Annotated in this window: 23 protein-coding genes and 1 pseudogene; 3 read left to right on the top strand and 21 right to left on the bottom strand. The window is 68.9% G+C overall.

Translation table 11 applies throughout. The features are described from left to right. Window positions 1-144: 144 nt before the first annotated feature. The 13 genes and pseudogenes from AB0N66_RS05025 to proS all read right to left on the bottom strand — a co-directional run bounded on the left by AB0N66_RS05025 (window position 145) and on the right by proS (window position 9,898). Window positions 145-453 carry a DUF2469 domain-containing protein gene (locus tag AB0N66_RS05025; protein WP_003965949.1) on the bottom strand — a complete coding sequence of 103 codons (309 nt, stop codon included), beginning with the start codon at window positions 451-453 and terminating at the stop codon, window positions 145-147. Window positions 454-508: 55 nt separating this feature from the next. Beyond that, on the bottom strand, window positions 509-994 hold the full coding sequence (locus tag AB0N66_RS05030) for an NUDIX hydrolase (protein ID WP_365429470.1): 486 nt from the start codon (window positions 992-994) through the stop codon (window positions 509-511). A 79-nt stretch (window positions 995-1,073) separates the two neighbouring features. Continuing rightward, window positions 1,074-1,844, bottom strand: coding sequence for a signal peptidase I (gene lepB, locus AB0N66_RS05035; RefSeq protein WP_365428865.1), 771 nt, complete (start codon window positions 1,842-1,844; stop codon window positions 1,074-1,076). 169 nt (window positions 1,845-2,013) lie between these two features. Further along, window positions 2,014-2,949 (bottom strand): signal peptidase I, encoded by a 936-nt coding sequence (gene lepB, locus AB0N66_RS05040; protein WP_365428868.1) that lies wholly within the window; start codon window positions 2,947-2,949, stop codon window positions 2,014-2,016. After that, window positions 2,873-3,925, bottom strand: a pseudogene (gene lepB, locus AB0N66_RS05045) (signal peptidase I); the annotation flags it as partial. The pseudogene lepB (AB0N66_RS05045) and the gene lepB (AB0N66_RS05040), both read right to left, overlap by 77 nt. Next, entirely contained in the window at window positions 3,918-4,634 is a 717-nt protein-coding gene (gene lepB, locus AB0N66_RS05050; protein WP_365428871.1) for a signal peptidase I, read from the bottom strand. The gene lepB (AB0N66_RS05050) and the pseudogene lepB (AB0N66_RS05045), both read right to left, overlap by 8 nt. Window positions 4,635-4,714: 80 nt before the next feature. Further along, window positions 4,715-5,065, bottom strand: a complete 351-nt coding sequence (rplS, locus tag AB0N66_RS05055) for a 50S ribosomal protein L19 (protein WP_365428874.1) — start codon at window positions 5,063-5,065, stop codon at window positions 4,715-4,717. Window positions 5,066-5,199: 134 nt separating this feature from the next. Further along, the gene (gene trmD / locus AB0N66_RS05060) at window positions 5,200-6,021 is read right to left on the bottom strand and encodes a tRNA (guanosine(37)-N1)-methyltransferase TrmD (RefSeq protein WP_365428877.1); all 822 of its coding nucleotides are present in this window, start codon (window positions 6,019-6,021) and stop codon (window positions 5,200-5,202) included. Continuing rightward, window positions 6,018-6,566 (bottom strand): ribosome maturation factor RimM, encoded by a 549-nt coding sequence (gene rimM / locus AB0N66_RS05065; RefSeq protein ID WP_365428880.1) that lies wholly within the window; start codon window positions 6,564-6,566, stop codon window positions 6,018-6,020. The genes trmD and rimM overlap by 4 nt, the downstream gene beginning before the upstream one ends. A gap of 84 nt (window positions 6,567-6,650) precedes the next feature. Continuing rightward, window positions 6,651-6,890, bottom strand: coding sequence for an RNA-binding protein (locus tag AB0N66_RS05070; protein ID WP_005479813.1), 240 nt, complete (start codon window positions 6,888-6,890; stop codon window positions 6,651-6,653). 2 nt (window positions 6,891-6,892) lie between these two features. Then, window positions 6,893-7,312, bottom strand: a complete 420-nt coding sequence (gene rpsP / locus AB0N66_RS05075) for a 30S ribosomal protein S16 (RefSeq protein WP_365428883.1) — start codon at window positions 7,310-7,312, stop codon at window positions 6,893-6,895. Window positions 7,313-7,635: 323 nt separating this feature from the next. Further along, window positions 7,636-8,232 (bottom strand): hypothetical protein, encoded by a 597-nt coding sequence (locus tag AB0N66_RS05080; RefSeq protein WP_365428886.1) that lies wholly within the window; start codon window positions 8,230-8,232, stop codon window positions 7,636-7,638. A 250-nt stretch (window positions 8,233-8,482) separates the two neighbouring features. Further along, on the bottom strand, window positions 8,483-9,898 hold the full coding sequence (gene proS, locus AB0N66_RS05085; RefSeq protein WP_365428889.1) for a proline--tRNA ligase: 1,416 nt from the start codon (window positions 9,896-9,898) through the stop codon (window positions 8,483-8,485). A gap of 200 nt (window positions 9,899-10,098) precedes the next feature. Between proS and AB0N66_RS05090 the strand changes: the two genes are divergently transcribed. Then, window positions 10,099-10,956: a class I SAM-dependent methyltransferase gene (locus AB0N66_RS05090; protein ID WP_365428893.1), complete on the top strand. Its 858-nt coding sequence runs from the start codon at window positions 10,099-10,101 to the stop codon at window positions 10,954-10,956. A 174-nt stretch (window positions 10,957-11,130) separates the two neighbouring features. Here AB0N66_RS05090 and ftsH read toward each other — a convergent pair whose 3' ends face one another. The 6 genes from ftsH to AB0N66_RS05120 all read right to left on the bottom strand — a co-directional run bounded on the left by ftsH (window position 11,131) and on the right by AB0N66_RS05120 (window position 20,894). Then, window positions 11,131-13,056 (bottom strand): ATP-dependent zinc metalloprotease FtsH, encoded by a 1,926-nt coding sequence (gene ftsH, locus AB0N66_RS05095; RefSeq protein WP_365428895.1) that lies wholly within the window; start codon window positions 13,054-13,056, stop codon window positions 11,131-11,133. A gap of 119 nt (window positions 13,057-13,175) precedes the next feature. After that, entirely contained in the window at window positions 13,176-14,726 is a 1,551-nt protein-coding gene (gene ffh / locus AB0N66_RS05100; protein ID WP_365428898.1) for a signal recognition particle protein, read from the bottom strand. A 196-nt stretch (window positions 14,727-14,922) separates the two neighbouring features. Beyond that, complete coding sequence (locus AB0N66_RS05105) at window positions 14,923-17,385, bottom strand: [protein-PII] uridylyltransferase (protein WP_365428900.1); 2,463 nt, start codon at window positions 17,383-17,385, stop codon at window positions 14,923-14,925. Between the two features lie 28 nt (window positions 17,386-17,413). Continuing rightward, on the bottom strand, window positions 17,414-17,752 hold the full coding sequence (locus tag AB0N66_RS05110; protein WP_164411711.1) for a P-II family nitrogen regulator: 339 nt from the start codon (window positions 17,750-17,752) through the stop codon (window positions 17,414-17,416). Beyond that, on the bottom strand, window positions 17,749-19,083 hold the full coding sequence (locus AB0N66_RS05115) for an ammonium transporter (RefSeq protein ID WP_365428903.1): 1,335 nt from the start codon (window positions 19,081-19,083) through the stop codon (window positions 17,749-17,751). The genes AB0N66_RS05110 and AB0N66_RS05115 overlap by 4 nt, the downstream gene beginning before the upstream one ends. A gap of 338 nt (window positions 19,084-19,421) precedes the next feature. After that, the gene (locus tag AB0N66_RS05120; protein ID WP_365428906.1) at window positions 19,422-20,894 is read right to left on the bottom strand and encodes a hypothetical protein; all 1,473 of its coding nucleotides are present in this window, start codon (window positions 20,892-20,894) and stop codon (window positions 19,422-19,424) included. 446 nt (window positions 20,895-21,340) lie between these two features. Between AB0N66_RS05120 and AB0N66_RS05125 the strand changes: the two genes are divergently transcribed. Then, on the top strand, window positions 21,341-22,003 hold the full coding sequence (locus AB0N66_RS05125) for a bifunctional DNA primase/polymerase (protein WP_365428909.1): 663 nt from the start codon (window positions 21,341-21,343) through the stop codon (window positions 22,001-22,003). A 108-nt stretch (window positions 22,004-22,111) separates the two neighbouring features. Here AB0N66_RS05125 and ftsY read toward each other — a convergent pair whose 3' ends face one another. Continuing rightward, on the bottom strand, window positions 22,112-23,308 hold the full coding sequence (gene ftsY, locus AB0N66_RS05130) for a signal recognition particle-docking protein FtsY (RefSeq protein WP_365428912.1): 1,197 nt from the start codon (window positions 23,306-23,308) through the stop codon (window positions 22,112-22,114). A 174-nt stretch (window positions 23,309-23,482) separates the two neighbouring features. On the opposite strand from ftsY, the gene AB0N66_RS05135 reads away from it, so the two are divergent. Then, window positions 23,483-24,454 carry an LLM class flavin-dependent oxidoreductase gene (locus tag AB0N66_RS05135; protein ID WP_365428915.1) on the top strand — a complete coding sequence of 324 codons (972 nt, stop codon included), beginning with the start codon at window positions 23,483-23,485 and terminating at the stop codon, window positions 24,452-24,454. 169 nt (window positions 24,455-24,623) lie between these two features. Here the strand turns inward: AB0N66_RS05135 and AB0N66_RS05140 are convergent, their stop codons facing one another. After that, on the bottom strand, window positions 24,624-26,039 hold the full coding sequence (locus tag AB0N66_RS05140; RefSeq protein WP_365428918.1) for a sugar porter family MFS transporter: 1,416 nt from the start codon (window positions 26,037-26,039) through the stop codon (window positions 24,624-24,626). Window positions 26,040-26,129 lie beyond the last annotated feature (90 nt).

The following is a 26,129-nucleotide window of genomic DNA, read 5'->3' on the forward strand; positions in this document are numbered from 1 at the left end:
CCACCTCCGGCGCCAACATTGCGGCCACTGCAGCCTGCTATTGGATCTTGGTGGACGGGCCGTCGCTTGTGGAAAACCCTGTCACCCACACAGGCGGGCGCCCGCCCCACGAGCGGACGCCCGACGAGCAGTCACCCCGTGTCATCAACCGCCCGGCAGCTCCAGATCGCTCTTGTTCAGCTCCTCGATATTCACGTCCTTGAACGTGAGTACCCTTACCTGCTTCACGAAGCGAGCGGGCCTGTACATGTCCCACACCCAGGCATCTGCCATGGATACCTCGAAAAACACCTCACCCTGGACCGAGTGCACCTGCATCTCGTAGTCATTGGTGAGGTAAAAGCGCCGTTCGGTCTCGATCACATATTTGAACAGACCGACGACATCGCGATACTCCCGATAGAGCTTGAGCTCCATCTCGGTCTCGTACTTCTCGAGGTCCTCGGCGCTCATGGCATGTTCCCCTTCAGCCGTGCGTCCCCCTATTGTGCGCCAGCCCCGCGAGCCCCTAGACGATTTCGGTGTCGAGGACCTCGGGTGTGGCCGGGGGACCTTCGTCGAGCACCCTGCGCAGCAGCTCGGCGAGTCTGGTCGGATACACCGTCTCATGTGCCTGGTTAAGTTCCTGGCACGTCCACCAACGCGCTCCGGCGACGCTGCGCCGTTCCAGCTCCGTCAGTCCGGCGGCGACCGGCGTCATCTGGGCCGTATTGGCCGTACGGGCCAGGTAGTACCACTCGTCCTGGTCCCAGCGGCGCCCCGCGAACGGAAAAGAACACACCCGCCGCCACAGCACCGGGCCCAGCTCGACCTCGGTGATACCGGTCTCCTCCGCAAGTTCCCGCAGTGCGGCCTCCTCGCGTGTCTCGTCGCCCTCCAGGCCGCCGCCGGGCGTGAACCACCAGTCGTCCGAGGGGTCGTCCGGCTCATGCCCGTGCAGCAGCAGAATCCGTTCGTCCGGGTCGAGCAGCACCACACGGGCCACCCTGCGCAGCCCGCCCTCGTACTCGTCCGGAGCCGCCGTCGCCCCGTCGTGCGGACTCCCCTCGTAGGGACCTCCGTCGTACGACACCTCAGCGGGCACCGGCGAGCTCCGTCCGGGCCCGGCCGCGTCGACCCGCGCGCTTGGCGACCGGACCGTACGCCGCACCGCCCAGGACGAGCACCGCGCCGGCCACCACCCCGCCGACGATCAGGCGCAGCGGTCCCGGCTCGGAGAGGCCGCCGAGCGTCTCGAAGCCGGTCGGCCGCTTGAGCATGCCGTTCACGGGCCAGACGACGGCGTCGACCCGCCCCTCGACGGCGCTGCGCGGCACGGTTCCACTGGCGGCGTCCGTCAGATGGGCGGTGGAGTCCAGGGAGCCGCTGCGTTCGTCACCGAGCAGGAACAGGTTGCCTTCCGGGACCGTCACGGTCGGGATGCTCGTGCTCTCGGCCGCCGAGCCCTTGGGGAGATATGGTTCGTCGATCTGCTTCCCGTTGACGGTCAGCTTGCCGTTCGTGCAGCAGGCGACCTCGTCGCCGCCGACGGCGACCACGCGCTTGACCATCGGCACATCGCCCCAGCTGGCCTCTTTGAAGACGACGACATCGCCGCGCCGGACGGCGTCGCCGTCGACGCGCTGTGCCAGCACGCGATCCCCGCCGTCGATCGTCGGCGTCATCGAAGTGGTGGGCACGGTGTACGGCCGGTAGATCACCGCCCCCCAGACGAACCCTCCGAGGAACAGCACAAGGCCCAGTGCGACAGCGACCCCGGACAGCACCTCTCCGGTCCGGCCGCCCGCCGGGGTGTTGCGTGTGCCGCCGCGCGCGGCCGTACTTGTCGAGCTCTCGCCACCCATGGATCGGCACCTTACCCGGGGGTACGGGCGGAGGTCAGCCCATGGTTGGGATCACGCACACGGGCCTCACCGACTCCTCACCGCGCCGCGGGACACCCGTACAACCCGCTGGGGCCGGTGCGCCCGGACGAATCCGAGCGCACCGGCCCCAGGAGGACGCTGCAGTGCGTTACTCGGACGTCTTGCGCCGCCGCCGCACCAGTACCAGCGGCACAGCCCCTACGAGCGCCAAGGCGCCCGGCGAGGTGATCGCGGCCGCCGCCTTGGTGTTGATGCCCGACTGGTCGAAGGTGTCCGGAACCGGGAGGGTGTCCCAGCGGTTGATGGGCCACGCCTTCACGATGGCGCGCCCGACGACCTCGTTCACCGGGACCATGCCGTGGTTCTTGTCCGTCTGGTTGTACCGCGAGTCCCGCGAGTTCTGGCGGTGGTCACCCATTACCCAGATTTTGCCGGTGGGAACGGTGACCTTGAACTGGCCGCCCTCCTCGTCGACGCTGCACGGGGTGTTCCCGGGGTACACGTACGGCTCGTTCAACGCCTTGCCGTTGACCGTCAGCGGTCCGGTGCCCTTGCACTCGATGGTGTCGCCGCCGACCCCGATGACCCGCTTGATGAGGTCCTTCTCCTGGGCGGACGGCATGAGACCGATCCAGCTGAGGACCGTCTGCAGGGCGTTCGGATCGGCCGCGGGCTCGCCGGCCAGCCAGGCGTCGGGATCGTGGAAGACGACGACCTCGCCGCGCTCCGGCTCGGAACCGAACCACGGGGTCAGCTTGTCGACGAGGACACGGTCACCCTGCTGGAGGGTGTTCTGCATCGAGTCCGAGGGGATCGAGAACGCCTGGACCAGGAAGGTCTTGATGAGCAGCGCGAGTACCAGGGCGATGCCGATCAGGATCGGCAGCTCCTTCCAGAAGGAGCGCTGCTTCTGTTTCCTCGACTGCTCGTCCTGCTCGGCGCGCTCCTGCTCGGCGCTGTCGTCCGCGGATCCGCTCTCGGAGACTTCGGCGTCTACAGCTGGGGCAGCCGAGTCGTCGGGCCGCTCCGGCCGCCCTTCGGGACCTTCGTGTCCGGACCGTGCGCCGACCGCCACATCCCCCACATCCACTCCTCACTCCGTGCCGCAGCCTGCGTCGGATTCGCCGCAGGCCCACCACTCCCATAACGAGCGGGAGTTCCGCAGGGCTCGGGAGCGGGATCAATCCGTCTGGATCCGCAGGGGCCACCATATGCGACGTGAGAAGAGCGGAAGTCGCCGCTCCAGGCGCGTCGGCCACCGACGCGTAGGTCCCTGGCTCCTCCAGCCGCGTCCAGTTCCCGATGGGCCAGGCGATGATCATGGCCCGGCCGACGACGGAGTCCTCGGAGACGGTGCCGCTGTACTGGTCGGTGCGGTGGTAACGGGAGTCGGCGGAATTGGACCGGTGATCGCCCATGACCCACAGGCGCCCCTCGGGCACCTTCACTTCGAACGCGAAGTCGGAGGGCTTGTCGCCGGCGAGGATGTACGGCTCACTCAGCGGCGTTCCGTTGACGGTCACCCGCCCTTGCGCGTCACAGCACTTGACCGTGTCGCCGCCGACCCCGACGACCCGCTTGATGAGGTCCTTCTCGTTGTCGGAAGGCAGCAGGCCGATGAAGGTGAGGCCTTGCTTGAACTGCTTGACGACGATGGGGTCGTCCGCCTTCTTGGTCTCCTCCGCGGTGAGCCAGCCGCCCGGGTCCTGGAAGACGACGACATCGCCGCGCTGGGGCTTGGAGCCGAACCACGGGGTGAACTTGTCGACCAGGACTCGGTCACCGATCTGGATCGTGCTCTCCATGGAGCCCGACGGGATCACGAACGCCTGGACGAGGAAGGTCTTCAGGACCAGGGCTATGAGCACCGCGACGCCGACGAGGAGGGGTATCTCCTTGACCGACGAACGCCGCCTGCGCCGCTTGATCTTGCGGGCCAGCTTGCGCCGTTCGACACGGCTGGGACGGGCCGCGCCACCGGACGCGCGCCGGGTCCCGGTCGGCAGCAGATTGTCGGCGGGATGACTGGAAACTCCGCGCTGTTTACCGCGGTTACCCATGGGCACCGTCCGCGGCGGGCACGCGCGCGTATGCGCCTGGGCGCGTCAGCCGGGTCCAGTGGTCCGAGGGCCAGGCGATCCAGTCCGCCCTGCCGATGACTTCGCCGACGGGGATCATGCCGCCTCCGGGTGAGCCCAGATGGTCACGGGAGTCCCTGGAGTCACTGCGATGATCGCCGAGGAGGAAGAGGGTGCCGTCGGGCACGACGACGTCGAAGGGCACGTCGGACGGGCTGTCACCCGGGTACAGAAACGTCGACTCGTCGACCGACCGCCCGTTCACCTCGACCTTCCCCTCCTTGTCGCAGCAGACCACATGGTCTCCCCCCACACCGACCACGCGCTTGATGTAGTCGGCGTTTCCGAAGTACCCGGTTCCGTCGAACACAACGACGTCACCTCGCTGCGGCTCAGCACCGAAACGGTACGCCAACTTATTTACGAGAACGCGGTCGCCAACCCTCAATCCCAACTCCATGGAGCCGCTGGGAATCTGAAAGGGCTGCATCACGAAGCTGCTGACAAGGAGCAGAAAGAGCAGGCAGACCAACGCGGTGAGAGTGATCCGCCCACCCGGGAGCCAGTCCGCTGCGCGGGCCACCAAAGCGAAACGCGACCGTCCCTCACGCCCCTCTGTGTCCGAGATCTCCTCGGACACACCAGGACGGGAGGAGCGGTCGCGCTCCGTGTGCTGTGCTTCGGTGTTCATCGGAGCCAGATGTTATCCGGCCCCCATGTGACACCTTCCTACTGGCTCGATCGCCTGCGGCTCACCGCGGTGGGGCGAGCTCAGTTGTAGCGCTTCTCCTTGATCTTCGCGGCCTTGCCGCGCAGGTCGCGCAGGTAGTAGAGCTTGGCGCGACGCACGTCACCGCGGGTGACGAGCTCGATCTTCTCGACGATCGGAGTGTGCACCGGGAAGGTGCGCTCGACGCCCACGGAGAAGGAGACCTTGCGGACCGTGAAGGTCTCACGGACACCGGCGCCCTGGCGGCGGATGACTACGCCCTTGAACTGCTGCACACGGGAGCGGTTGCCCTCGATGACGCGGACGTGGACGTTGACGGTGTCACCCGGGCGGAAGGCCGGGATGTCGGTGCGCAGCGACGCGCCGTCGACGGAGTCGAGCAGGTGAGTCATTTTGTCTGCTTTCTTCGTTGATGCCACAGGTCATCAACGGAAGTTGATTTCCCAGAAGAGGTGCTGTCTTCGTCGGGGCGGGCGTCGTGTCCCCCTGTGGCAGGGGCGCACGCCGGACGACGCACAACAGCTGCCTATTGTTCCACGGCCTCTGGCCTGCGCCAAAATCGGCCGTCGGGCCCGGGCTGCCAGCCCAGGATCGAGAGCATTTCGCGGTCCTTCTTGTCGAAGGCCGATGGATCGCAGCGCTCGATGAGGTCGGGCCGGTTCGCCGTCGTACGCCGCAGCGCCTCGTCCCGGCGCCAGCGGGCGATCTTCCCGTGGTGACCGCTGAGGAGCACCCCGGGGATGTCGCGGCCGCGCCACTCAGGGGGCTTGGTGTAGATCGGCCCCTCCAGGAGGTTGGCCATGGCCCCGGGTGCGAAGGAGTCGTCCCGGTGCGACTCCGCGTTGCCGAGGACACCCGGCAGCAGCCGGGCCACTGCCTCCGTGACGACGAGTACGGCCGCCTCACCGCCGGCCAGTACATAGTCCCCGATGGACACCTCGTAGACGGGCATCCGCGTCGCGTACTCGTCGATGACCCGGCGGTCGATGCCCTCGTAGCGGGCGGGCGTGAAGACCAGCCACGGGCGCTCGGAGAGCTCGACGGCGAGTTCCTGGGTGAAGGGGCGTCCGCTGGGGGTGGGCACCACCAGCACGGGCCCGTGCGAGCCCGACTCGTAGCCGTCCGCGAGTACGGAGTCCAAGGCGTCGCCCCACGGATCGGTCTTCATGACCATGCCGGGGCCGCCGCCGTACGGGGTGTCGTCGACCGTGTTGTGGCGGTCGTACGCCCACTCCCGAAGATCATGCACGTACACATTCAACAGTCCACGCGCGCGTGCCTTGCCGACCAGCGAGACGTTCAGGGGTTCCAGGTACTCGGGGAAGATCGTGACGACGTCGAGCCTCATCCGTTCTCGTCCTCCGACGAAACAACGATCTCGGCGTGTTCGTCGATGAGACCCGGCGGCGGGTCGATGACCGCCCGCTGCTCCTCCAGGTCGATCTCGGTGACGATCTCCTCGACGAACGGGATCAGCACCTCGGTCCCGTCCGGCCGCTCGACCACGAAGAGGTCCTGTGACGGCAGATGGGAGATCTCGGTGATCCGCCCGATCTCGGTGCCGTCGACCGTGACGACATCCAGGTCCATCAGCTGATGGTCGTAGTACTCGTCCGGGTCCTCGGGCTTGTCCTCCGGGTCGACCTCGGCGATGAGCAGGGTGTTGCGCAGCGCCTCGGCGGCGTTCCGGTCGCGGACCCCCTCGAAGCGCAGCAGGAGACGGCCGCTGTGGACATGGCCCGTCTCGATGGTCAGCGGTCCGGCGGAGGCCGGGTCGGTGAGCAGGACGGCGCCGGGCCCGAGCCTGAGTTCCGGCTCGTCCGTACGTACCTCAACGGTGACCTCGCCCTTGATGCCATGGGCACGGCCGACGCGAGCGACTACCAGCTGCACTGTGCTTGATCTCCTGTCGGTACGACTACGGGCCGGGGACGGCCGACAGGCCCTCCCCGGCCCGTAGCCGGTGCTGCGTGTACGTCAGCGGACGTGATCCACGTCGACAAGGTCGACGCGAACCCCGCGGCCGCCGATGGCACCCACGACGGTACGCAGAGCGCGCGCGGTGCGGCCATTGCGGCCGATCACCTTACCGAGGTCGTCGGGATGGACCCGGACCTCGAGAACGCGTCCGCGGCGCAGGTCGCGCGAGGCGACCTGCACATCGTCGGGGTTGTCGACAATGCCCTTCACGAGGTGCTCGAGAGCCTCCTCGAGCATGCTCAGGCCTCGGTCGACGCGGACTCGGCGGAGGCCTCGTCCTTCTTCTCAGCCTTCTTCTTCTGGGTGATGGCCTCACCCTTGCTCGCGTCTTCGCCACCGAGGGCGTCGAAGAGCGGGCGCGCGGCCTTCGGCTCGGCCACGAGCAGCGGAGCCGGGGCGGGCAGGCCCTTGAACTTCTGCCAGTCGCCGGTCAGCTTGAGGATGGCGAGAACCGGCTCGGTCGGCTGCGCGCCGACACCCAGCCAGTACTGCGCACGCTCGGCGTCGACCTCGATGCGCGAGGGGTTCTGCACCGGGTGGTACAGGCCGATCTCCTCGATGGCCCTGCCGTCACGGCGGGTACGGGAGTCGGCGACGACGATGCGGTAGTGCGGCGAACGGATCTTGCCCAGACGCTTCAGCTTGATCTTGACTGCCACGGAAGTGGTCTCTCCTGGTCTTGACGTGGTTGGGCACGGCGAGATGGCCGCGTGGGGTTGCGGTACCCGAGTGCCCGATGGACGCGTCAGTCGGAGGAGAGAGGGGTCCTATGCGACTGTCGAGTACAGCTGACCATTCTGCCACACCCTGATGTGCGGCAGGACCTCGGTGGCGCCCTTACCTGGGCACGACGACTCCGACGCCCGGACGAGCCGGGCCTCGACCGCGTGTTCCGGCACCCACGAGGTGCCGCATCTCACCGTCGAGACCGACTCAAGCCGACCGGGCCCACCCCGCGACCCGGCGCATACGGGCTCCCGCCTCAGCCCGCCGCCGCGCCGACCACCTCAGGAATCCGGAACGGTTTGCCGCACCCCCCGCACACGATCGGCGCCTGCGCCAGCACCGACGGAACGACCCGTACGTTGCGGCCGCAGTCGCACACCGCCTTCACGCGTACGCCTCCTCCGGAGGAGCCGTGCCTGGCGGCCGGTCCCCGGAAGCTGCGGGCCGTGTCCGCGGCGGTCGCGACGGTGTGTGCCTTGAGGGAGCGCTGCAACCGCTCGATGGTCGGGCGGTAGCGTCGCTTCGCCTCGGGGTTGAGCATGACCAGCGAGAAGCCACTACTGGGGTGTGGCTCCTCGGGGTGGTCCAGGCCCAACTCCTCGGCGATCGCGAGGAATCTGCGGTTGTGGTAGCGGCCGGCGCGGGAGGTGTCGCGGACTCCGCGCGCGGCTGCGATGCCATGGACTGCCTCATGAAGCAGTCGCTCGAAGGAGAGCTCGTGTCCGCAGGCGGACGACGACTCTCCGATCAGGGACTCTGGCGCGGCAAGATCGGGCAGTTCGGTGTGGTACCGCTGAATATCGGCCCACGCCTCTGCCAGCTCTGCGGCGAGAACAGGTGGTGTCGTGCTCACGTAATCACAACGAGCCTGGGTGCCCCAGTGTTCCTATTCCGGGGCATCCCAAATAATTTGCACGTACCCGTCAGTTGCCGCTGATGCGTCCGGACGAGGGCGGGTGCGCTGATCTGCGGAGAAGCCTCACAGTTCATACCTAGCCGGTACGTAGACACCCGTACGCCCCTGCGCGTAGACGAGGTCCGCGCTCCGGGGCACCTGCGGTCATCAGATGCGCAAGAGGCGTTTCGGTCGCACTTGGACAAACCTAGTACGCGCGCGCCACGAGAGCGACGTTACCGGGTGAATCGTCGGAGTCGGGCACCGACCCGTCCGCAGCGATCAGGCACCGTACGGTCACGGAGTGCTCGGCCAGTCTGGCCTCGCCTTCTTCGCCGAGGTCAGCCCACGGAATACGCGCCCAGCCGCCGGCCACAGCCGCCTCGACGGCCTCCTCGACCGTCGAGACCTCCGCCGTCCGGGACTCACGCCGCGCGCGCGACTGCTCGAGAAGCAGCGCCTGGTCCTCTTCGAGGGCGGCGGGAAGCAGGCTTACGAGGCTGTCGATCGCCACCGGCTCCTTGCCGCCGCGGATACGACGGACCAGCATCGCGGTGCCGTTCTCCAGGTCACGGGGTCCGACCTCGATACGTACGGGCACACCCTTGAGCTCCCAGTCGACGGCGCGGCGCCCGAAAGGCGTGTCCGTGCGGTCGTCCACGTGCACCCGCACACCCGCCGCCTTCAACTGATCGCCGATTTCGCGGACCTTGGCCAGAACCGCATCGTCGCCCTTGATGGCGAGGACGACGGCCTGCACGGCGGCGAGCCGCGGCGGCACGCGCAACCCGTTGTCGTCACCGTGCGACATGATCAGGCCACCCACCATGCGGGTCGACGACCCCCAGGAGGTCTGCCAGACGAGCTCCTGCTTGCCGTCCCTGGACAGGAACTGGGTGTGGAAGGCCTTCGCGAAGTTCTGCCCGAGCTCGTGACTGGTGCCCATCTGCAGGGCCTTGCCATCGCCCATCATGGCTTCGAGAGTGAGGGTGTTGATGGCTCCGGCGAACCGCTCGCTCGCCGTCTTGCGCCCGAGTACGACATCGATCCCGAGGACGTTGACCATGAAGTCGGCGTACACCTTGTCGTGGATGTACGCGGCGTAGTCCCTGGCCTCCTCGTACGTGGCGTGGGCGGTGTGCCCTTCCTGCCACAGGAACTCGGTCGTACGGAGGAACACCCGCGGGCGCATCTCCCAACGGACCACGTTCGCCCACTGGTTGATCAGCAGCGGCAGGTCGCGGTAGCTCTGTACCCACTTGGAGAAGTAGTCGTTGATGATCGTCTCGGAGGTGGGTCGGACGACGATCGGCTCCTCCAGCTCCTTGCCGCCGCCGTGCGTGACGACCGCGAGCTCCGGGGCGAAGCCCTCGACGTGCTCGGCCTCCCTCGTCAGGTACGACTGCGGGATGAAGAGCGGGAAGTACGCGTTCTGGGCACCCGCTTCCTTGATCCGGGCGTCCATCTCCTGCTGCATCCGCTCCCACAGCCCGTACCCGTACGGTCGGATGACCATGGTGCCGCGCACCGGACCGTTGTCTGCCAACTCGGCCTTGTTGATCAGGTCCTGGTACCAGCGCGGGAAATCATCCGCCTGGGGCGTGAGAACAGGTGCCTTAGCCATGGCGCGATGGTACGGGCACATGTTGCCGGGACGTGAATTCTTATCGAGGGCACAGCCGGCGCACAAACCGGGCGCCGCAACCCCTGGACGACACGTCGAGCGCGGAGTTACCTGGCTTACGGGGGAAGTGCGGCGCACTGCTACGGGGGCCAGGGGAGACGGGGCGCAGCGACAACTCTCGGCGGATTGGGGAGCTTTCGATGACACCTACGCTCGTGCGGCAGCACCTACCTCACGCGGGGCCGACGCCCCGGGTGGACCCGTGTGCACGCGCGCGTGACTGGGCCGAGATCCAGGAGCGGATGCTGGTACCGCTCCACGAGGCCGTCTACGAGCGACTTGAAGTGGGCGCCGGAACACGGCTGCTCGGCCTGCGCTGCGGCTCCGGGCTATCCCTCCTGATGGCGGCCTCGCGGGGCGCCGCGGTCACCGGTGTCGACTCCAGGTCGCCCGAACGAGTGGCCCTCGCGCGGGAGCGGTTCCTGCCCCAGACGTGTGGCACGCGCGTGCGTGCTGGCACCCGTCTCGTCGACGGCATCCCTGAAGACGTGGCCGACGCGGCGGCACCTCCGTTCAACCTGATCACCGCGTTCGAGCCCATCGGATGTGTGGCCGGCGACTCCGAAGGGCTCGCCGAGCTCCTGGACTCGGCGACTCCGCTCGCCGAACGGGGGGCGACCGTGGTGCTCGCCGGGTGGGGGCCGCCGGAGCGGTGCGCCACCTCGTCCGTGTTGCGGGTCGCCACCAAGCTGGCCGAGCCCCTGCGGAGGGCGGGCAGTTGGCGGGCCGCCCGTCGTGACGACCTCGAGGACGTCGCCCAGCGTGCCGGGCTCAGGCCGGACGGGTCGGGGCGGGTCGCCTGTCCGTTCGGGTATGCCGATGTGGACAGTGCGGTGCGGGGGCTGTTGTCGACCGGGCTGTTCGACGCGGCGGTCGGTGCGACGGACGAGGCACAGGTCGACAAGGAGCTCCGGGAGGCGCTGCATCCCCACCGGCGGCGGGACGGCGCGGTGTGGATGCCGAACGTCTTCCGGTACCTGATCGCCCGTACGGGGTGAGGTGACAGGCGTTTTTCGCCCCCTCCGCCCCTTCCCGTCCCGTACCTGGGGGCTGCGCCCCCAGACCCCCCTTCGGCCTGGACGGCCTCGTCCTCAAACGCCGGACGGGCTGGAACGGGGCGTAGCCCCGGGAATACGGAACGGGAATGGGCGGAGGGTGCGAACAAACCCCACCTACGCCAGCCGCTTCACCCCCGCGATCCGATACGCGTCCGCCTCCTCCAGCGTCTCGTTCGCCAGCAACGCCTCGGCCAGGGCGTTCAACTGCCCCCGGTGATCGCGGAGCTTCTGGCACGCCTCCTCGTAGCATTCGTCGACGATGCGGCGCATCTCGTGATCGATCACGTCGAGGGTCGCCGGAGCGGCGGAGAGGCCGTAGGCCTGCTGGGCGTCGTTCGGGAGGGCGGAGAGCCGGCCCACCCGTTCGCTCATGCCCCAGCGGGCGACCATGCCGCGCGCGAGGTTCGTGACCTGCTCCAGGTCGTTCTCCGAACCCGTCGTGACGACTCCGTAGACGACGTGTTCGGCGGCCATGCCTCCCAGGGCACCGATGATGCGACCGCGCAGGTACTCCTCCGTGTACGCGTAACGGTCCGCGTCCGGGGTGGAGAGCGTGACGCCCAGGGCACGCCCGCGCGGGACGATGGTGATCTTGCGAACCGGGTCGGCGCCGGGCTGGAGCATGCCGAGAAGGGCGTGGCCGCTCTCGTGGTAGGCGGTGCGACGACGTTCCTCGTCGGGCATCACCAAGGGCCGTTCGGCGCCCAGTTGCACCTTTTCGAGCGCTTCGGAAAGGTCCGGCTGCGTCACCTGGTCCTGCTTGCGCTTGACCGCGAGGAGCGCCGCCTCGTTGGCGAGGTTGGCCAGATCAGCGCCGGTCATGCCCGGAGTCGAACGGGCCACCTGGGCCAGATCCACGTCCGGGGCCAGCGGAATCCCCCGGGTGTGGATCTCCAGGATCGCCTCGCGGCCGCCACGGTCGGGTGGCGAGACGTTGACGACGCGGTCGAAGCGACCGGGGCGGGTGAGTGCAGGGTCCAGGATGTCCGCACGGTTCGTCGCCGCGATGACGATGACCCCCTCCGAGCCCGAGAAGCCGTCCATCTCGGTCAGGATCTGGTTCAGTGTCTGCTCGCGCTCGTCGTGGCCGCCCATGCCCGAACCGCCGGCCCGCGCCCGCCCGATCGTGTCGATCTCGTCGATGAAGATGATGGAGGGGGCCACCTTGCGGGCCTCCCCGAACAGTTCGCGGACCCGGGACGCACCCACGCCCACGATCATCTCGATGAACTCGGACGCCGAGGCCGAGAAGAACGGCACACCCGCCTCCCCCGCGACCGCCCGCGCGAGCAGCGTCTTGCCGGTGCCGGGAGGGCCGGCCAGCAGCACCCCGCGGGGCATCTTGGCGCCCATCTTCCGGTACTCGTCGGGGTTCTTGAGGAAGTCCACGACGTCGTTCAGTTCGCCCTCGACCTCGTCGATCCCGGCCACGTCGGCGAACGTCGTGCGCTGGGCGCCGGGCTGCAGCTCGACCGGTTTCGGCGGCGCCTTGCGGCCGAGCATGCCGCCCGCGCCGCCCATGCCCGCTCTCATCCGCCGGGCGATGAAGATCCACAGGACGACGAGCAGCAGCATCGGCGCGAGCGAGATCAGCAGGTTGGACAGGAAACTGCGCTGCTGGACCACCGGCTCGGCGGTCACCGTGACGTTGTGCTTCTCCAGGTTCTCCCAGAGCTGGTCGTCCGCGAAGGACGGCCGCTGGGTCTTGAACTTGGTGTACTTCCCGTCGCCCTCCGGGTTGTCCAGGGCGTTCTTCAGCTGGCCCTGGATCGCGTCACCCGTGGCGTAGATCTTGGTGACGTTGCCGCCGTCGACCTGCTTGCTGAACTCCGTGTACGAGATCGTCGGCTCGTCACCGTCGTTGAAGAAGGACAGCACCAGGTTGGCGATCAGGTACACGACCAGGGCGGTGAGGATCAGACCGCCCCAGCCGCCCGGCATCTTCTTCCTGCCGGAAGGCGGCGGCGTCGGCTCGGGCGGAGTGCCCTCGGTACGCCACGGCTGGTCATGGGTCTTGCGTGGCGGCACAGGGTTGCTCATATCCGGACGTTACGACAGGAAAAGAGCGCCAGCACCCGCAGAGAACGCACCGGGGGCGCCCCCGAACAGGAGGGCGCCCCCAGCCTCGTACGAGAAAGAACCCCGTACGCGACGAACCGTCAGCCCATGAACTTCTTGAACTCGTCCGGCAGCTCGAAGTCCTGGGGCGCCTGCTGGGGCAGTCCGAGGGCGCCGCCCGGCTGGGCGCCGGCCTCGCGGCGGGCCGCGGCCTCCGCCTCCTCCTGCTTGCGCTTCATCGGGTTTCCGGAGCGCTGCTTGCCCTTGGCCTGCTTCTGCTTCTTCTTGGTGCGGCCCGGACCGCCGCCCATACCCGGCACACCTGGCATACCCGGCATTCCGCCGCCCTGGGCCATGCGGGACATCATCTTGCGCGCCTCGAAGAAGCGCTCGACCAGGCCCTTGACCGCGCTGACGTCGACGCCGGAGCCCTTGGCGATACGGGCGCGGCGCGAGCCGTTGATGATCGTCGGCTCGTGGCGCTCGCCCGGGGTCATCGATTTGATGATCGCGGCCGTGCGGTCGACATCGCGCTCGTCGAGGTTGGCGATCTGGTCCTTGATCTGGCCCATGCCCGGGAGCATGCCGAGCAGCTTGCTGATGCTGCCCATCTTCCGGACCTGTTCCATCTGGGCCAGGAAGTCGTCGAGCGTGAAGTCCTGGCCCTTCTTCGACGCCAGCTTGGAGGCCATTTCCTGGGCCTCTTCTTGGCTGAACGTCTTCTCCGCCTGCTCGATCAGGGTGAGCAGGTCACCCATGTCGAGGATGCGGGAGGCCATCCGGTCCGGGTGGAACGCGTCGAAGTCGTCGAGCTTCTCGCCGTTCGACGCGAACATGATCGGCTTGCCGGTGACCGACGCGATGGAGAGGGCCGCGCCGCCTCGGGCGTCGCCGTCGAGCTTCGAGAGCACCACACCGTCGAAGCCAACGCCGTCACGGAAGGACTCCGCGGTGTTGACCGCGTCCTGACCGATCATCGCGTCGACGACGAAGAGGATCTCGTCCGGGCTGACGGCGTCCCTGATGTCCGCTGCCTGCCGCATCAGCTCCTGGTCGATACCCAGGCGGCCCGCGGTGTCCACGATCACGATGTCGTGGACCTTCGTCTTGGCGAACTCGATGGAGTCCTTGGCGACCTTGACCGGGTCACCGACGCCGTTGCCCGGCTCGGGCGCGTAGACGGCGACGCCCGCGCGCTCGGCGACGACGCTGAGCTGGGTCACGGCGTTCGGGCGCTGGAGGTCGGCGGCGACGAGGATCGGGGAGTGGCCCTGGTCCTTCAGCCACTTGCCGAGCTTGCCCGCGAGCGTGGTCTTACCGGCACCCTGGAGACCCGCCAGCATGATCACGGTGGGCGGGTTCTTGGCGAACCGGAGACGGCGGGTCTCGCCGCCGAGGATCGTGACGAGCTCCTCGTTCACGACCTTCAGGACCTGCTGGGCCGGGTTCAGCGCCTTGGAGACCTCGGCGCCGAGGGCGCGTTCCTTGACGTTCTTGATGAAGGTCCGCACGACCGGCAGCGCCACGTCGGCTTCGAGGAGCGCGATACGGATCTCGCGTGCGGTGGCGTCGATGTCAGCTTCGGACAGCCGGCCCTTGCCCCGCAGGTTCTTGAACGTCGCTGAGAGGCGATCGGAGAGAGTATCGAACACGGCGCTCGTCTGTCCTCAGGGGTCGGGGGCGATGGGAATCGCCCTCCAGGGTATCTGGCCGCGCGCGGAAGGGACTCCACCGCGTTCGTACGAGGCTCGGGCACCCCTCGTATTCGGACTCACACCGCGTTCGTACGACGCCGGAGGCATCCCCCGTACCCGGGCTCACCTCGCGCTCGGACGACCGCACGCGGGCTCACCCCCGCAGCATCTCCTCCAGCGCACGGGCTACCGAAGCCGCCTCCTCCCCCGGCAGGGGCGCGCCCTTCGCCCCCGTCACATAGAAGGCGTCCACGGCGTTGGCGCCCAGCGTCGACACATGCATGCTCCGCACCCGTACGTTCGCCTCCTCGAAAGCCCGCCCGATGCGGTGCAGCAGGCCGGGGGCGTCATGGGCGCGGACCTCGATGACGGTGGCATGGCGTGATGCCGCCGGGGCGACCGTCACCCGGGGCGGCGGCGCGATCGTGCCCCGGCGCCGGGGGTAGGCGGCGTCCCGCTCGGCGAGCCGGGCCGCGATGTCGAGGGAGCCGTCCAGGGCGCGTACGAGATCGGCGCGCAGGCGGGCGGCCTGGGGCAGCGAGCCGTACTCGGCGGCGACCCGCCAGTTGAGCAGCAGGACCGAGCCCTCGACGCCGTCGGGCAGGTCGAGGGCGCGGAGTCCGGCCGTGCGGACGGTCAGCCGGTGCATGGCGAGGACGCCCGCGACGGCGGGGAGCACACCGGGCTGGTCGGGTACGGCGATGAGGAGCTCCACGCCCAGCGGCTCCGGGTCGTGCGACGCGGACGTGGCGACGGCCTCGGAGTCGACCGGTTCGGTCTGGGCGCGCAGCGACAGTACGGGCCCGCCCGTGCGGAACGACTCGATCGAGAGCCGTTCCTGTTCGGCCGTGGGGGCCGCGGCCTCAGGCTCCTCGGGGGCGTCCCCGGAGAGCGACGCCGAGACCCGCTTCACCAGGTCGGTGACCAGGGAGCTGCGCCACGAGGACCAGGCGGCGGGCCCAGTGGCCAGTGCGTCCGCCTCGGTGAGCGCGTGCAGCAGTTCGAGCGTGCCCTGCGAGCCGACCGCCTCGGCGACCGAGCGGACGGTGGCCGGGTCCTCCAGATCGCGCCGGGTCGCGGTGTCGATGAGCAGCAGATGATGGCGTACGAGGGTGGCGAGCACGGCAACGTCCGCGCGGTCGAAGCCGATCCGGGCGGCCACGTCCCGCGCGATGATCTCGCCCGCCACGGAGTGGTCGCCGGGCCAGCCCTTGCCGATGTCGTGCAGCAGGGAGGCGACGAGGAGCAGGTCGGGGCGGCCCACGCGGCGGGCCAGTTCGGAGGCGCGTACGGCCGTCTCGATGAGGTGGCGGTCGACGGTCCAGATGTGGACGGCGTTGCGCTGCGGCCGGCAGCGCACGCGCTCCCAGTCGGGCAGCAGCCGGGTGATCAGGCCCTCCGCCTCCAGCGCCTCCCAGACCTCGATGGTGGGGCGGCCGGAGCCGAGGAGCGTGACGAGTTGTTCGCGGGCCTCGGCGGGCCAGGGCGTGGGCAACGGGCGCGCGGCGGCGGCCATGCGCCTTACGGCGTGCAGGGAGAGCGGAAGTCCTGACTGCGCCGCCGCAGCGGCGGCGCGCAGCGGGAGCACGGGGTCGCGCTCGGGGCGCGCGGCGCGTGCGAGCACCACCTCGCCGTCCTGCTCGACCACGCCCTCGGCGAGCGGTGAGCGCTCCGCGGCGGGCTTGGCGCCGCCGCTGAGCATGGCGCGCAGGCGTGGACGCACGGCACGCGACCGCAGTACACGCCCCACTTCGCGCCACGTCACATCGCTCGCATACGAAACGACGCGCGCCGCCTCGTACACCTGGCGCAGCAGTGTGTCGGCGTCAAGGAGGCCCAGTTCCGCGGCGACCTGGTCCTGTTCCTGGAGCGCGAGGCGGTCGGTGGCGCGTCCGGTGGTGAGGTGCAGTGCGTCGCGGACGTCCAGGAGGCGCCTGCGTGCGTCGCTGAGGCCTTCGCGGGGTGCGTCCGCGAGCCAGGAGGCGGCTACGGCGCGCAGCGCGGTCGCGTCACGCAGCCCGCCGCGCGCCTCCTTCAGGTCCGGTTCGAGGAGGTACTGGAGTTCGCCCTGGCGCTCGGCCCGTTCGGCGCACAGCTCCTGGAGTTCGGGGAGACGTTTCGGTGCCTGGTTGCGCCAGTCGGCGAGGACGGCCGTACGCAGTGAGGCGGTGAGGCCGAGGTCGCCCGCGATGTGCCGGGCGTCGAGCAGGCCCAGCTGGACCTTGAGGTCCTCACTCGCGGTCTTGCGGGCCTCGGTGGGCGTACGGACGGAGTGGTCGAGGGCGAGGCCGAGGTCCCAGACGGGGTACCAGATGCGGTCGGCCAGGGCGGCCACGGCGCCGGAGTCGCTGCCGTCGTGCAGGAGGAGCAGGTCGAGGTCGCTGCGTGGGGAGAGCTCGCCTCTGCCGTAGCCGCCGACGGCGACGAGCGAGACGCCGCGCAGCGCCTCGGAGCCGGCGTCGAAGAGGCCGGTGAGCCAGTCGTCGGTGAGTTCGGCCAGGGCTGCACGACGCGGCGGCCCGGACTGTGCCTCCCCCTGGAGGAGGCGCAGCCGGGCCGCCGCATAGCCGCTGGGTCCCGAGTCCTCTGCTTCGGAACGCGTGTCCGTACTCGTCACCCAGCGACTCCTGTCTTTCTTTGTCTCTTTAGAGCGCGTCCGGGCCGCGCTCGCCGGTCCTGACCCGGACGGCGGTCTCGACCGGGATCGACCAGACCTTGCCGTCACCGATCTTGCCGGTGCGAGCCGCCTTGACGATGACGTCGATCAGGCCTTCGGCGTCGTCGTCCTCGGCCAGCACCTCGATGCGGATCTTGGGAACCAGGTCGACCGTGTACTCGGCACCACGGTAGACCTCGGTGTGTCCCCGCTGCCGACCGTAGCCGCTGGCCTCGGTGACCGTCAGACCGTGTACCCCGAAGGCCTGCAGGGCCTCCTTGATCTCGTCGAGCCGGTGAGGCTTCACGACGGCAGTGATGAGCTTCATGCGTCCACCTTCTTGGCAGTGCCCTCAGCGGGGGTCGGGGTGGAAGTGAAGCCCGCACCACCGCCGGTGCCGCTGAAGTCGTATGCGGTCTCGGCGTGCTCGGCCTGGTCGATGCCCGCGACCTCTTCGTCCTCGCTGACCCGCATCCCGATCGTCTTGTCGATCAGGAAGGCGAGGATCGCGGAGGCGATGAGGGAGTAGGCGAGGACGGCGCCGACACCAGCGCACTGCTTCCAGAACTGGGTCAGGCCGCCGCCGTAGAAGAGGCCCTCGACATCGGACTGGCCCTTGCCGGAGGCGAAGAAGCCGATGAGCAGGGAGCCGGCGACACCGCCGACGAGGTGGACACCGACGACGTCGAGCGAGTCGTCGTAGCCGAACTTGTACTTCAGGCCGACGGCCATGGCGCACAGCACACCGGCGATGACGCCGACGGCGATCGCGCCGAGCGGGGAGACCGCACCGCCGGACGGGGTGATCGCGACCAGACCGGCGACCGCACCGGAGGCGGCACCGAGCGTGGTGAACGCGCCGTGCCGGATCTTCTCGTAGGCGAGCCAGGCGAGCATCGCAGCGGCGGTGGCGATCTGCGTGTTGAGGAACATCAGCGCGCCGACACCGTCGTCGTTGCCGAGCCACGAGCCCGCGTTGAATCCGAACCAGCCGAACCACAGGAGACCGGCGCCGAGCATGACCAGCGGGAGGCTGTGCGGGCGCATCGGGTCCTTCTTGAAGCCCACGCGCTTGCCGATGACGAGGATCACGCCGAGCGCCGCCGCACCGGCGTTGATGTGGACCGCCGTACCACCCGCGAAGTCGATCACGCCGAGTTCGAACGCCCAGCCGCCGGTGCCCCACACCCAGTGCGCGACCGGGAAGTACACGACCGTGACCCACAGGGCGATGAAGAGGGACCAGGCGGTGAACTTCACGCGGTCCGCGAGCGCGCCGCTGATCAGGGCGGGCGTGATGATGGCGAACATCAGCTGGAACGCGGCGAAGACGGTGATCGGGATGGTGTAGCCGTCCCACAGATCCGTGATGCCTACACCGCCGAACCCGACGTAGTCGGAGGTCCAGCCGATGAGCGAGCCCTTGTCCGTACCGAAGGCGAGGGAGAAGCCGTACACCACCCACAGGATGGTGACGATGCCCATGCTGATGAAGCTCATCATCAGCATGTTCAAGGTGCTCTTGACGCGGACCATGCCTCCGTAGAAGAAGGCCAGGCCGGGCGTCATGATCAGCACCAGGGCGGAACAGATGAGCATGAACCCTGTGTTGGCGGCAGACAGCGTGGGATCTGCGGCCAGGGTGATGGCTGGTGCCATCGGCGTCTCCTCGTCGATTGGTACGGCCCCGTGCGGGCGAAGCCTGAAGTGGGCGTGAGGGGTGGGCCGGTTATGCGCCCTGAGATTGGCGCAGCGCGGTTTCGGTCGGCGCCCCTCGATGTTTCACCGGAGTGACGAAGGCGTCTCGCGTGTTACGCCTCGATGAACTGACTGAGACCGGGCCGCGCGATCGTTATCGTGGCGCAACCTTCCCCGAGGGGAGACAAGCCGGCCGCGGCGGGCCGTCCGATGACCTGGCATGGGGGAGCCGAGTCGGGCAGTTCGGGACGGCCGGCCGCGGCCGGGGTACTGGGGAGTAGCCGCTTTCGCGGCCTCGGTCAGACCGCCTCGGCGGTCTCGGGCAGGTCGACGGCGAGCTGGGCTGTCAGGTCGACGACCTCGGCGAGGTCCCCGAAGTCCCGGGCCGCCGTGTCGACCGTCTTTCGGATACGAGTGTTGACGCGCTCCGAGCGCACTTTCTTCGCGTACGACATCGCTTCCTTGGCCCGGACCGCACTCTGCTCGGGCTCCTTCTGGAGGAGGTGCACGGTGGCCATACCGATGAGGTTCAGTGCGTACGAACGCTGGTGTTCGGTGTCCTTGGCGAAGAGGTCTACGGCCATTTGCATCACGGGCTCGGCCATGGAGGCGTAGGTGGGGCTGCGTCCGGCGACATAGGCGAGGTCGCGGTAGGAGTGCGAGTTCTCGCCGTACAGCTCGGCCTTGGAGAAGAAGCGGATCCAGTCGGGGTCCGGGTCGTCCCACTCATGGACGTCGGCGAAGGTGTCCTCGGCCATCCGGACGGCGCGCTTGCATTTTCCGGGCTGACCCATGTTGGCGTACGCGCGGGCCTCCATCGCATACAGCATGGACTGGGTGCGCGGGCTGGCGCAGTCACGGCTTCCGTACTGCGCGAGGTGGATCAGTTCCAGCGCGTCATCGGGCCGGCCCAGGTGGATCATCTGGCGGCTCATGCTGGAGAGGACGTACGAGCCGAGCGGTTTGTCGCCCGCTTCCTTGGCGGCGTGCAGGGCGAGGACGAAGTACTTCTGCGCGGTGGGCTGGAGCCCCACGTCGTAGCTCATCCAGCCGGCCAGCTCGGCCAGTTCGGCGGCAACCTTGAACAGGCGCCTGTTCGTGGCGGCGGGCTGGGGCTCCTGGAGCAGGTCGGTCACCTCGTGCAGCTGCCCGACAACCGCTTTGCGACGCAGGCCGCCGCCGCACTGGGCGTCCCACTGCCGGAACATCACGGTGGTGGACTCCAGGAGGTCCAGCTCCGGCTTGGAGAGCCGCCCGCGGCGCACCGCGGAGGAGGGCTCGGGCTCCTCACGCGGCGACGTGGGCGAGGGCACGAGCCAGCGCTGCATGGGTTCGATGAGTGCGGGGCCCGCGGAGAGGGCGAGCGAGCTGCCGAGGAAGCCGCGCCGCGCCAGCATCAGGTCGCTGCGGGAATACTCGCTGATCAGCGCCACGGTCTGCGGGCCAGTCCAGGGCAGGTCGACGCCGGACACGGACGGTGACTGGTGGGCGGCGCGCAGACCGAGGTCCTCGACGGCGACGACACAGCCGAACCGCTCGGAGAACAGCTCGGACAGGATGCGCGGGATCGGCTCGCGCGGACTCTCCCCGTCCAGCCAGCGACGCACCCGCGAGGTGTCCGTGGAGATGTGGCTGGCCCCCAACTGGCGGGCCCTGCGGTTCACTTGACGTGCGAGCTCACCCTTGGACCAGCCGCTGCGCACGAACCACGAGCCGAGCAGCTCGTTGGGGCGCTTCTCAGCGTTCGTCCCGCTTCCGCCGTTGCCGCCCACTGGAACGCCCCCATCCCTGAGACCACTTGTACGCTGCGTGCGCCAAGCCCTATCAGAATGCCGGTAAATAGGCCGCCCGTCCGGTAGTTCTCACCCTTCGAACGGGAAGTCGACTTGCCCTTGGCATACCCACGAGTGCACACGTCCCCAGGACTCGTGTACTCAAAGTAATCCTACGATCACCCCTCCAGCCATGGCGATCCCGGAAACGCCACCATTCGCCACCCCTTCGAATGAACTCCGCATCGCCCACGCGCGATTCACTTGACACAGCATGGCCGGGAGTGGGCGGAGCGGTGTACGCCGGGGCGCACGATGCCGAGCGCACCACCCGGGGCACCACTGAGCGCCGTCTGGACCGGGCGACACAAGGGAAGTCGGGAACACAGGGTCACGTTCCCATTCCGTCACGTAACCACCGGTGGATCGGACCCGTTGGAGGGGGCATGGGCTTCACGATCGGCAGTAGTCGGGGGACGCGCGAACTCCGGCCCGGCTCACGGCGCCGCGGCCGCTCGTCGGAGTGCACAGCGGTGGCGGAGTTCACCGGACTGTGGAGCTGGGACGTGGTCCCCGGCGCCCGGGCCGCCGCGGGGGCGTGCTCGTGCGGCAGCGCCGACTGTCCCGCGCCGGGTACGCATCCACTGGACTTCGCACCGACGATCCCGGCCGGCGCCACGCTCGACGAAGTGACCGAGGCCTGGGCCGAGTTCCCGGGTGCCGCCATGATGCTGCCGGTCGGCCGCGCGTTCGACGTGATCGAGGTCGCCGAGGCTGCCGGACGCCGCGCTCTCGTCCGACTCGAACGCATGGGGCTCCCTTTGGGACCCGTGACGGCGACCCCGGACGGCCGCGCCCAGTTCTTCGTCACGCCCGGCTCCGCGCCCGAACTGCCCGAGCTGCTCTACCGGATGGGCTGGGACGACGCCTCCCTCGACCTGCACGGCCTGGGCTCGGGCACGCACATCACGGCCCCGCCCTCCGACCGCGCGGGCCTCGGCCCGGTCCGCTGGCTGCGCTCCCCCGCACTGGACTCGGCGACGAAACCACCGCAGGCGCGACTGCTGTTGGGGACGCTGGCGTATGTGGCACATCGGTCGCGCGCGTAACCGTTCGCGAACCGAGGGCTCACATGCCAAAGCGCCCGCTCCCGACTGCACCTTGGGGGCGGGCGCTTCTCCGAGCGCCTGGTGACTCTGCCTGAATCCGGTGTGCGCCTACTCTCCGATAAGAGCATCCACGAACGCCTCCGGCTCGAACGGCGCCAGATCGTCCGCCCCCTCCCCCAGACCCACCAGCTTGACCGGCACCCCCAGCTCGCGCTGCACCGCGATCACGATGCCGCCCTTGGCCGTGCCGTCGAGCTTCGTGAGCACGATGCCGGTGATGTCGACGACCTCGGCGAAGACCCGGGCCTGGACCAGACCGTTCTGCCCGGTGGTGGCGTCGAGGACGAGCAGGATCTCGTCCAGCGGGGCGTGCTTCTCGACGACGCGCTTGACCTTGCCGAGTTCGTCCATGAGCCCGGTCTTGGTGTGCAGCCGGCCCGCGGTGTCGATGAGGACGACGTCGGCGCCCTCCGCGATGCCCTCCTTGACCGCGTCGAACGCGATCGAGGCGGGGTCACCGCCCTCGGGGCCGCGCACGGTGCGAGCGCCCACGCGCTCGCCCCAGGTCTGCAGCTGGTCGGCGGCGGCGGCACGGAAGGTGTCCGCGGCGCCCAGGAGGACGTGCTTGCCGTCGGCGACCAGCACACGCGCGAGCTTTCCGGTCGTGGTGGTCTTGCCGGTGCCGTTGACCCCGACGACCATCACGATGCCCGGGGTGTCGAGGTTCGAGTCGGTCTTGACCTCTCGGTCGAACTCGGGCACGAGCAGCTGGAGCAGCTCCTCGCGCAGGAGCGCGCGCAGCTCGTCAGGCGTACGGGTACCGAGCACCTTCACGCGCTCACGCAGCCGGTCGACCAGCTCCTGGGTGGGCTGCACACCGACGTCGGCGGTGAGCAGCGTGTCCTCGATCTCCTCCCAGGTGTCCTCGTCGAGGTGCTCGCGCGAGAGCAGCGTGAGCAGGCCCTGGCCGAGCGCGCCCTGCGAGCGGGAGAGCCGGGCGCGCAGCCGCACCAGGCGCCCTGCGGCGGGCTCCGGGACCTCGATCTCGGGGAGGGCCGGGGGTTCCTCGACCGCGACGGGAGCCGAGGGGGCCCCCGGGAGGTCCACCTCTTCTACCGTGCGGCGCGGTTCGTCCCGCGGCGTCTCGGCCTCGTCGCCGACGTGCGGTTCGGCCGGAGGGGCGGTGATGTCGGGCGTCGTGGGCGGCGGCGGGGGCAGCTGCCTCTTCCGGCGACTGCCGACGACAAGCCCGCCGAACGCGCCCAGCACGATCACGGCGATGACTACAGCAAGGATGATTTCCATAACCCACTCAGTATCCATCCCTCCCCGGGCAGGCACCCCTCCTCCCTGAGGAGCCGGACCCCACATGCCTAAATAGAACTGACGTACGACATCGACGCAACCCGCTCTCCGCCGCTCTGGCGACCTGATGCACCGTCAGCTACCGTCCCCCTCCACACACGAAGGGGGCTCCCCATGCCCGTAACCGTCGTACGTTTCAACCTCGTTGACCCCGACGCCACCCCCGCGTCGCTGAGCGCCCGCTACAAAGCGGCAGTTGAGATGGCCGCGTACGCCGACGACCGCGGCATCACCACCGTGCAGACCGAGGAGCACCACGGCGTCGCCAACAACTGGCTGCCGTCGCCGTTCGCCTTCGCGGGCGCGGTGTTCGGCGCGACCAGGCACCTCGCGGTCACCGTGTCGGCGGTCATCGGCCCGCTGCACGATCCGCTGCGCCTCGCCGAGGACATCGCCGTACTCGATCTGCTCAGCGGCGGACGCCTCATCACCGTCGCGGGGATCGGCTACCGGCCCGAGGAGTACGCCCTCTTCGACGTCGACTGGAAGCGGCGCGGCAAACTCCAGGACGAACTGCTGGAAACGGTGCTGAAGGCGTGGACCGGCGAGGAGTTCGAGTACCGGGGCAGGACCGTACGGGTCACTCCGCGGCCGTTCTCCGACCCGCATCCCCTGCTGCTGGTCGGCGGCTCCTCGAAGGCGGCGGCGCGGCGGGCGGCACGCCTGGGCCTGCCGTTCTTCCCCAGCGCCCACCTTCCCGACCTGGAGGCGTACTACAAGGAGCGGCTCATCGAGTACGGCACCGAGGGCTGGACCATGATGCCGTCGGCGGAAACCCCGCTGCTGCACATCGCCGAGGACCCGGACCGGGCCTGGGCCGAGTACGGCACGCACTTTCTGCACGAGGCACGGACGTACGCCTCCTGGCAGTCCGGCGACATCCGCTCGGCGGTGAAGTCGGCGGCGACGACGGTGGACGAACTGCGTGCCGAGGGCGTCTACCGGATTCTCACTCCCGACGAGTGCGTGGCCCACGGCCTCGACAACTACGTCCTGCACCCGCTGTCCGGCGGGATGCCCCTCGACGAGGGCTGGCGCAGCCTGCACCTGTTCTGCGAAAACGTCCTGCCCCGCCTCAAGGACTGACGGGACAGCGAAGAGCGACTGACGGGACGGAGAAAGACGTACGGCCCCCCGGCTCAAGACCTCGAAGACCGAGCCGGGGGGCCGTACGTCGTCTTCTGACGAGTACGGGGAGACGGGCAGCGGGGGATGTGGCCCGTCTCCCCGAGTTTCGGGGGCCGTAGGCAGAGGCCTAGCCCATCTCCTCCAGCGACTTGCCCTTCGTCTCCTTCACGTACTTGAGCACGAAGGGGATGGAGAGCGCGGCGAAGACCGTGTAGATCACGTAGGTCGCGGAGAGGTTCCAGTCGGCCAGGGACGGGAAGCTCGCGGTGATGGCCCAGTTGGCGATCCACTGCGCGGAGGCGGCGACGCCGAGCGCGGCGGCGCGGATCCTGTTCGGGAACATCTCGCCGAGGAAGACCCAGACCACGACACCCCAGGAGAGGGCGAAGAAGAGGACGAAGACGTGGGCGGCGATCAGGGCGACCCAGCCCTGCGCGGCCGGCAGCTTGCCGTCCACCAGGTCGAAGGAGAAGGCCCAGGCTTCGAGGGCGAGACCGACGACCATGCCCACGGAACCGATGAGGGCGAGCGGCCTACGACCGATGCGGTCGACGAAGATCATGGCGATCACGGTGCCGATGATGTTGACGATCGACGTCGTGAACGAGTAGAAGAACGACTCCGACGGGTCGACGCCGACCGACTGCCACAGCGTCGAGGAGTAGTAGAACGCGACGTTGATGCCGACGAACTGCTGGAAGACCGAGAGGCCGATACCGACCCAGACGATCGGCTTGAAGAAGAAGCTGCTGCCCAGCAGGTCCTTGAAGGTCGACTTGTGCTCGCTCTTCATGGCGTGCTCGATCTCGGCGACGCGGACGTCGAGGTCGATCTTGTCGCCCTCGACCTCCTTGAGCACCTCACGGGCGCGCTTGTCCCGGCCCGCGGAGATCAGGAAGCGCGGCGACTCGGGGATCGCGAAGGAGAGCAGACCGTAGAGGATGGCCGGGATGACCATCACGCCGAGCATGACCTGCCAGGCCTCCAGGCCCATGAGCTTGCCGCGCTGGTCGCCGTCGGCGGCGTTCAGGATGCCCCAGTTGACCAGCTGCGAGATGGCGATGCCGATGACGATCGCGGCCTGCTGGAAGGACCCGAGGCGTCCGCGGTACGCGGGCGGGGCGACCTCGGCGATGTAGGCCGGGCCGATCACGGAGGCCATACCGATGGCGAAACCGCCGATGACGCGCCAGAAGGCCAGGTCGTACAGGGAGAAGGGCAGCGCGGAACCGACGGCGCTGACCGTGAACATGACGGCCGAGATCTGCATGCAGCGGATGCGGCCGATGCGGTCGGCTATGCGTCCCGCGGTCGCCGCGCCGATGGCACAGCCGATCAGGGCGATGGCGATGACCTGAGCCAGCGCCGCCGAGCCGATGTCGTACCGGCTTCGGATGGCTTCGACGGCGCCGTTGATCACGGCACTGTCGTAGCCGAAGAGGAACCCGCCCATCGCGGCCGCCGCCGCGATGAAGATGACATGGCCGAGATGCTCGGGTTGAGCCGCTCGGGCGCCTGACGTTGGGGGCACTGTGCTGGTCACGTGTAACTCCTCGGGCCACCGGCCTCACTGCCGGGGGTGGGGGCGAGCCCTTCAAGTGGTCATACAAGTGGCGCACAACATCACGTCACC

The sequence above is a fragment of the Streptomyces sp. NPDC093544 genome (assembly GCF_040683495.1).
GTDB lineage: Bacteria > Actinomycetota > Actinomycetes > Streptomycetales > Streptomycetaceae > Streptomyces.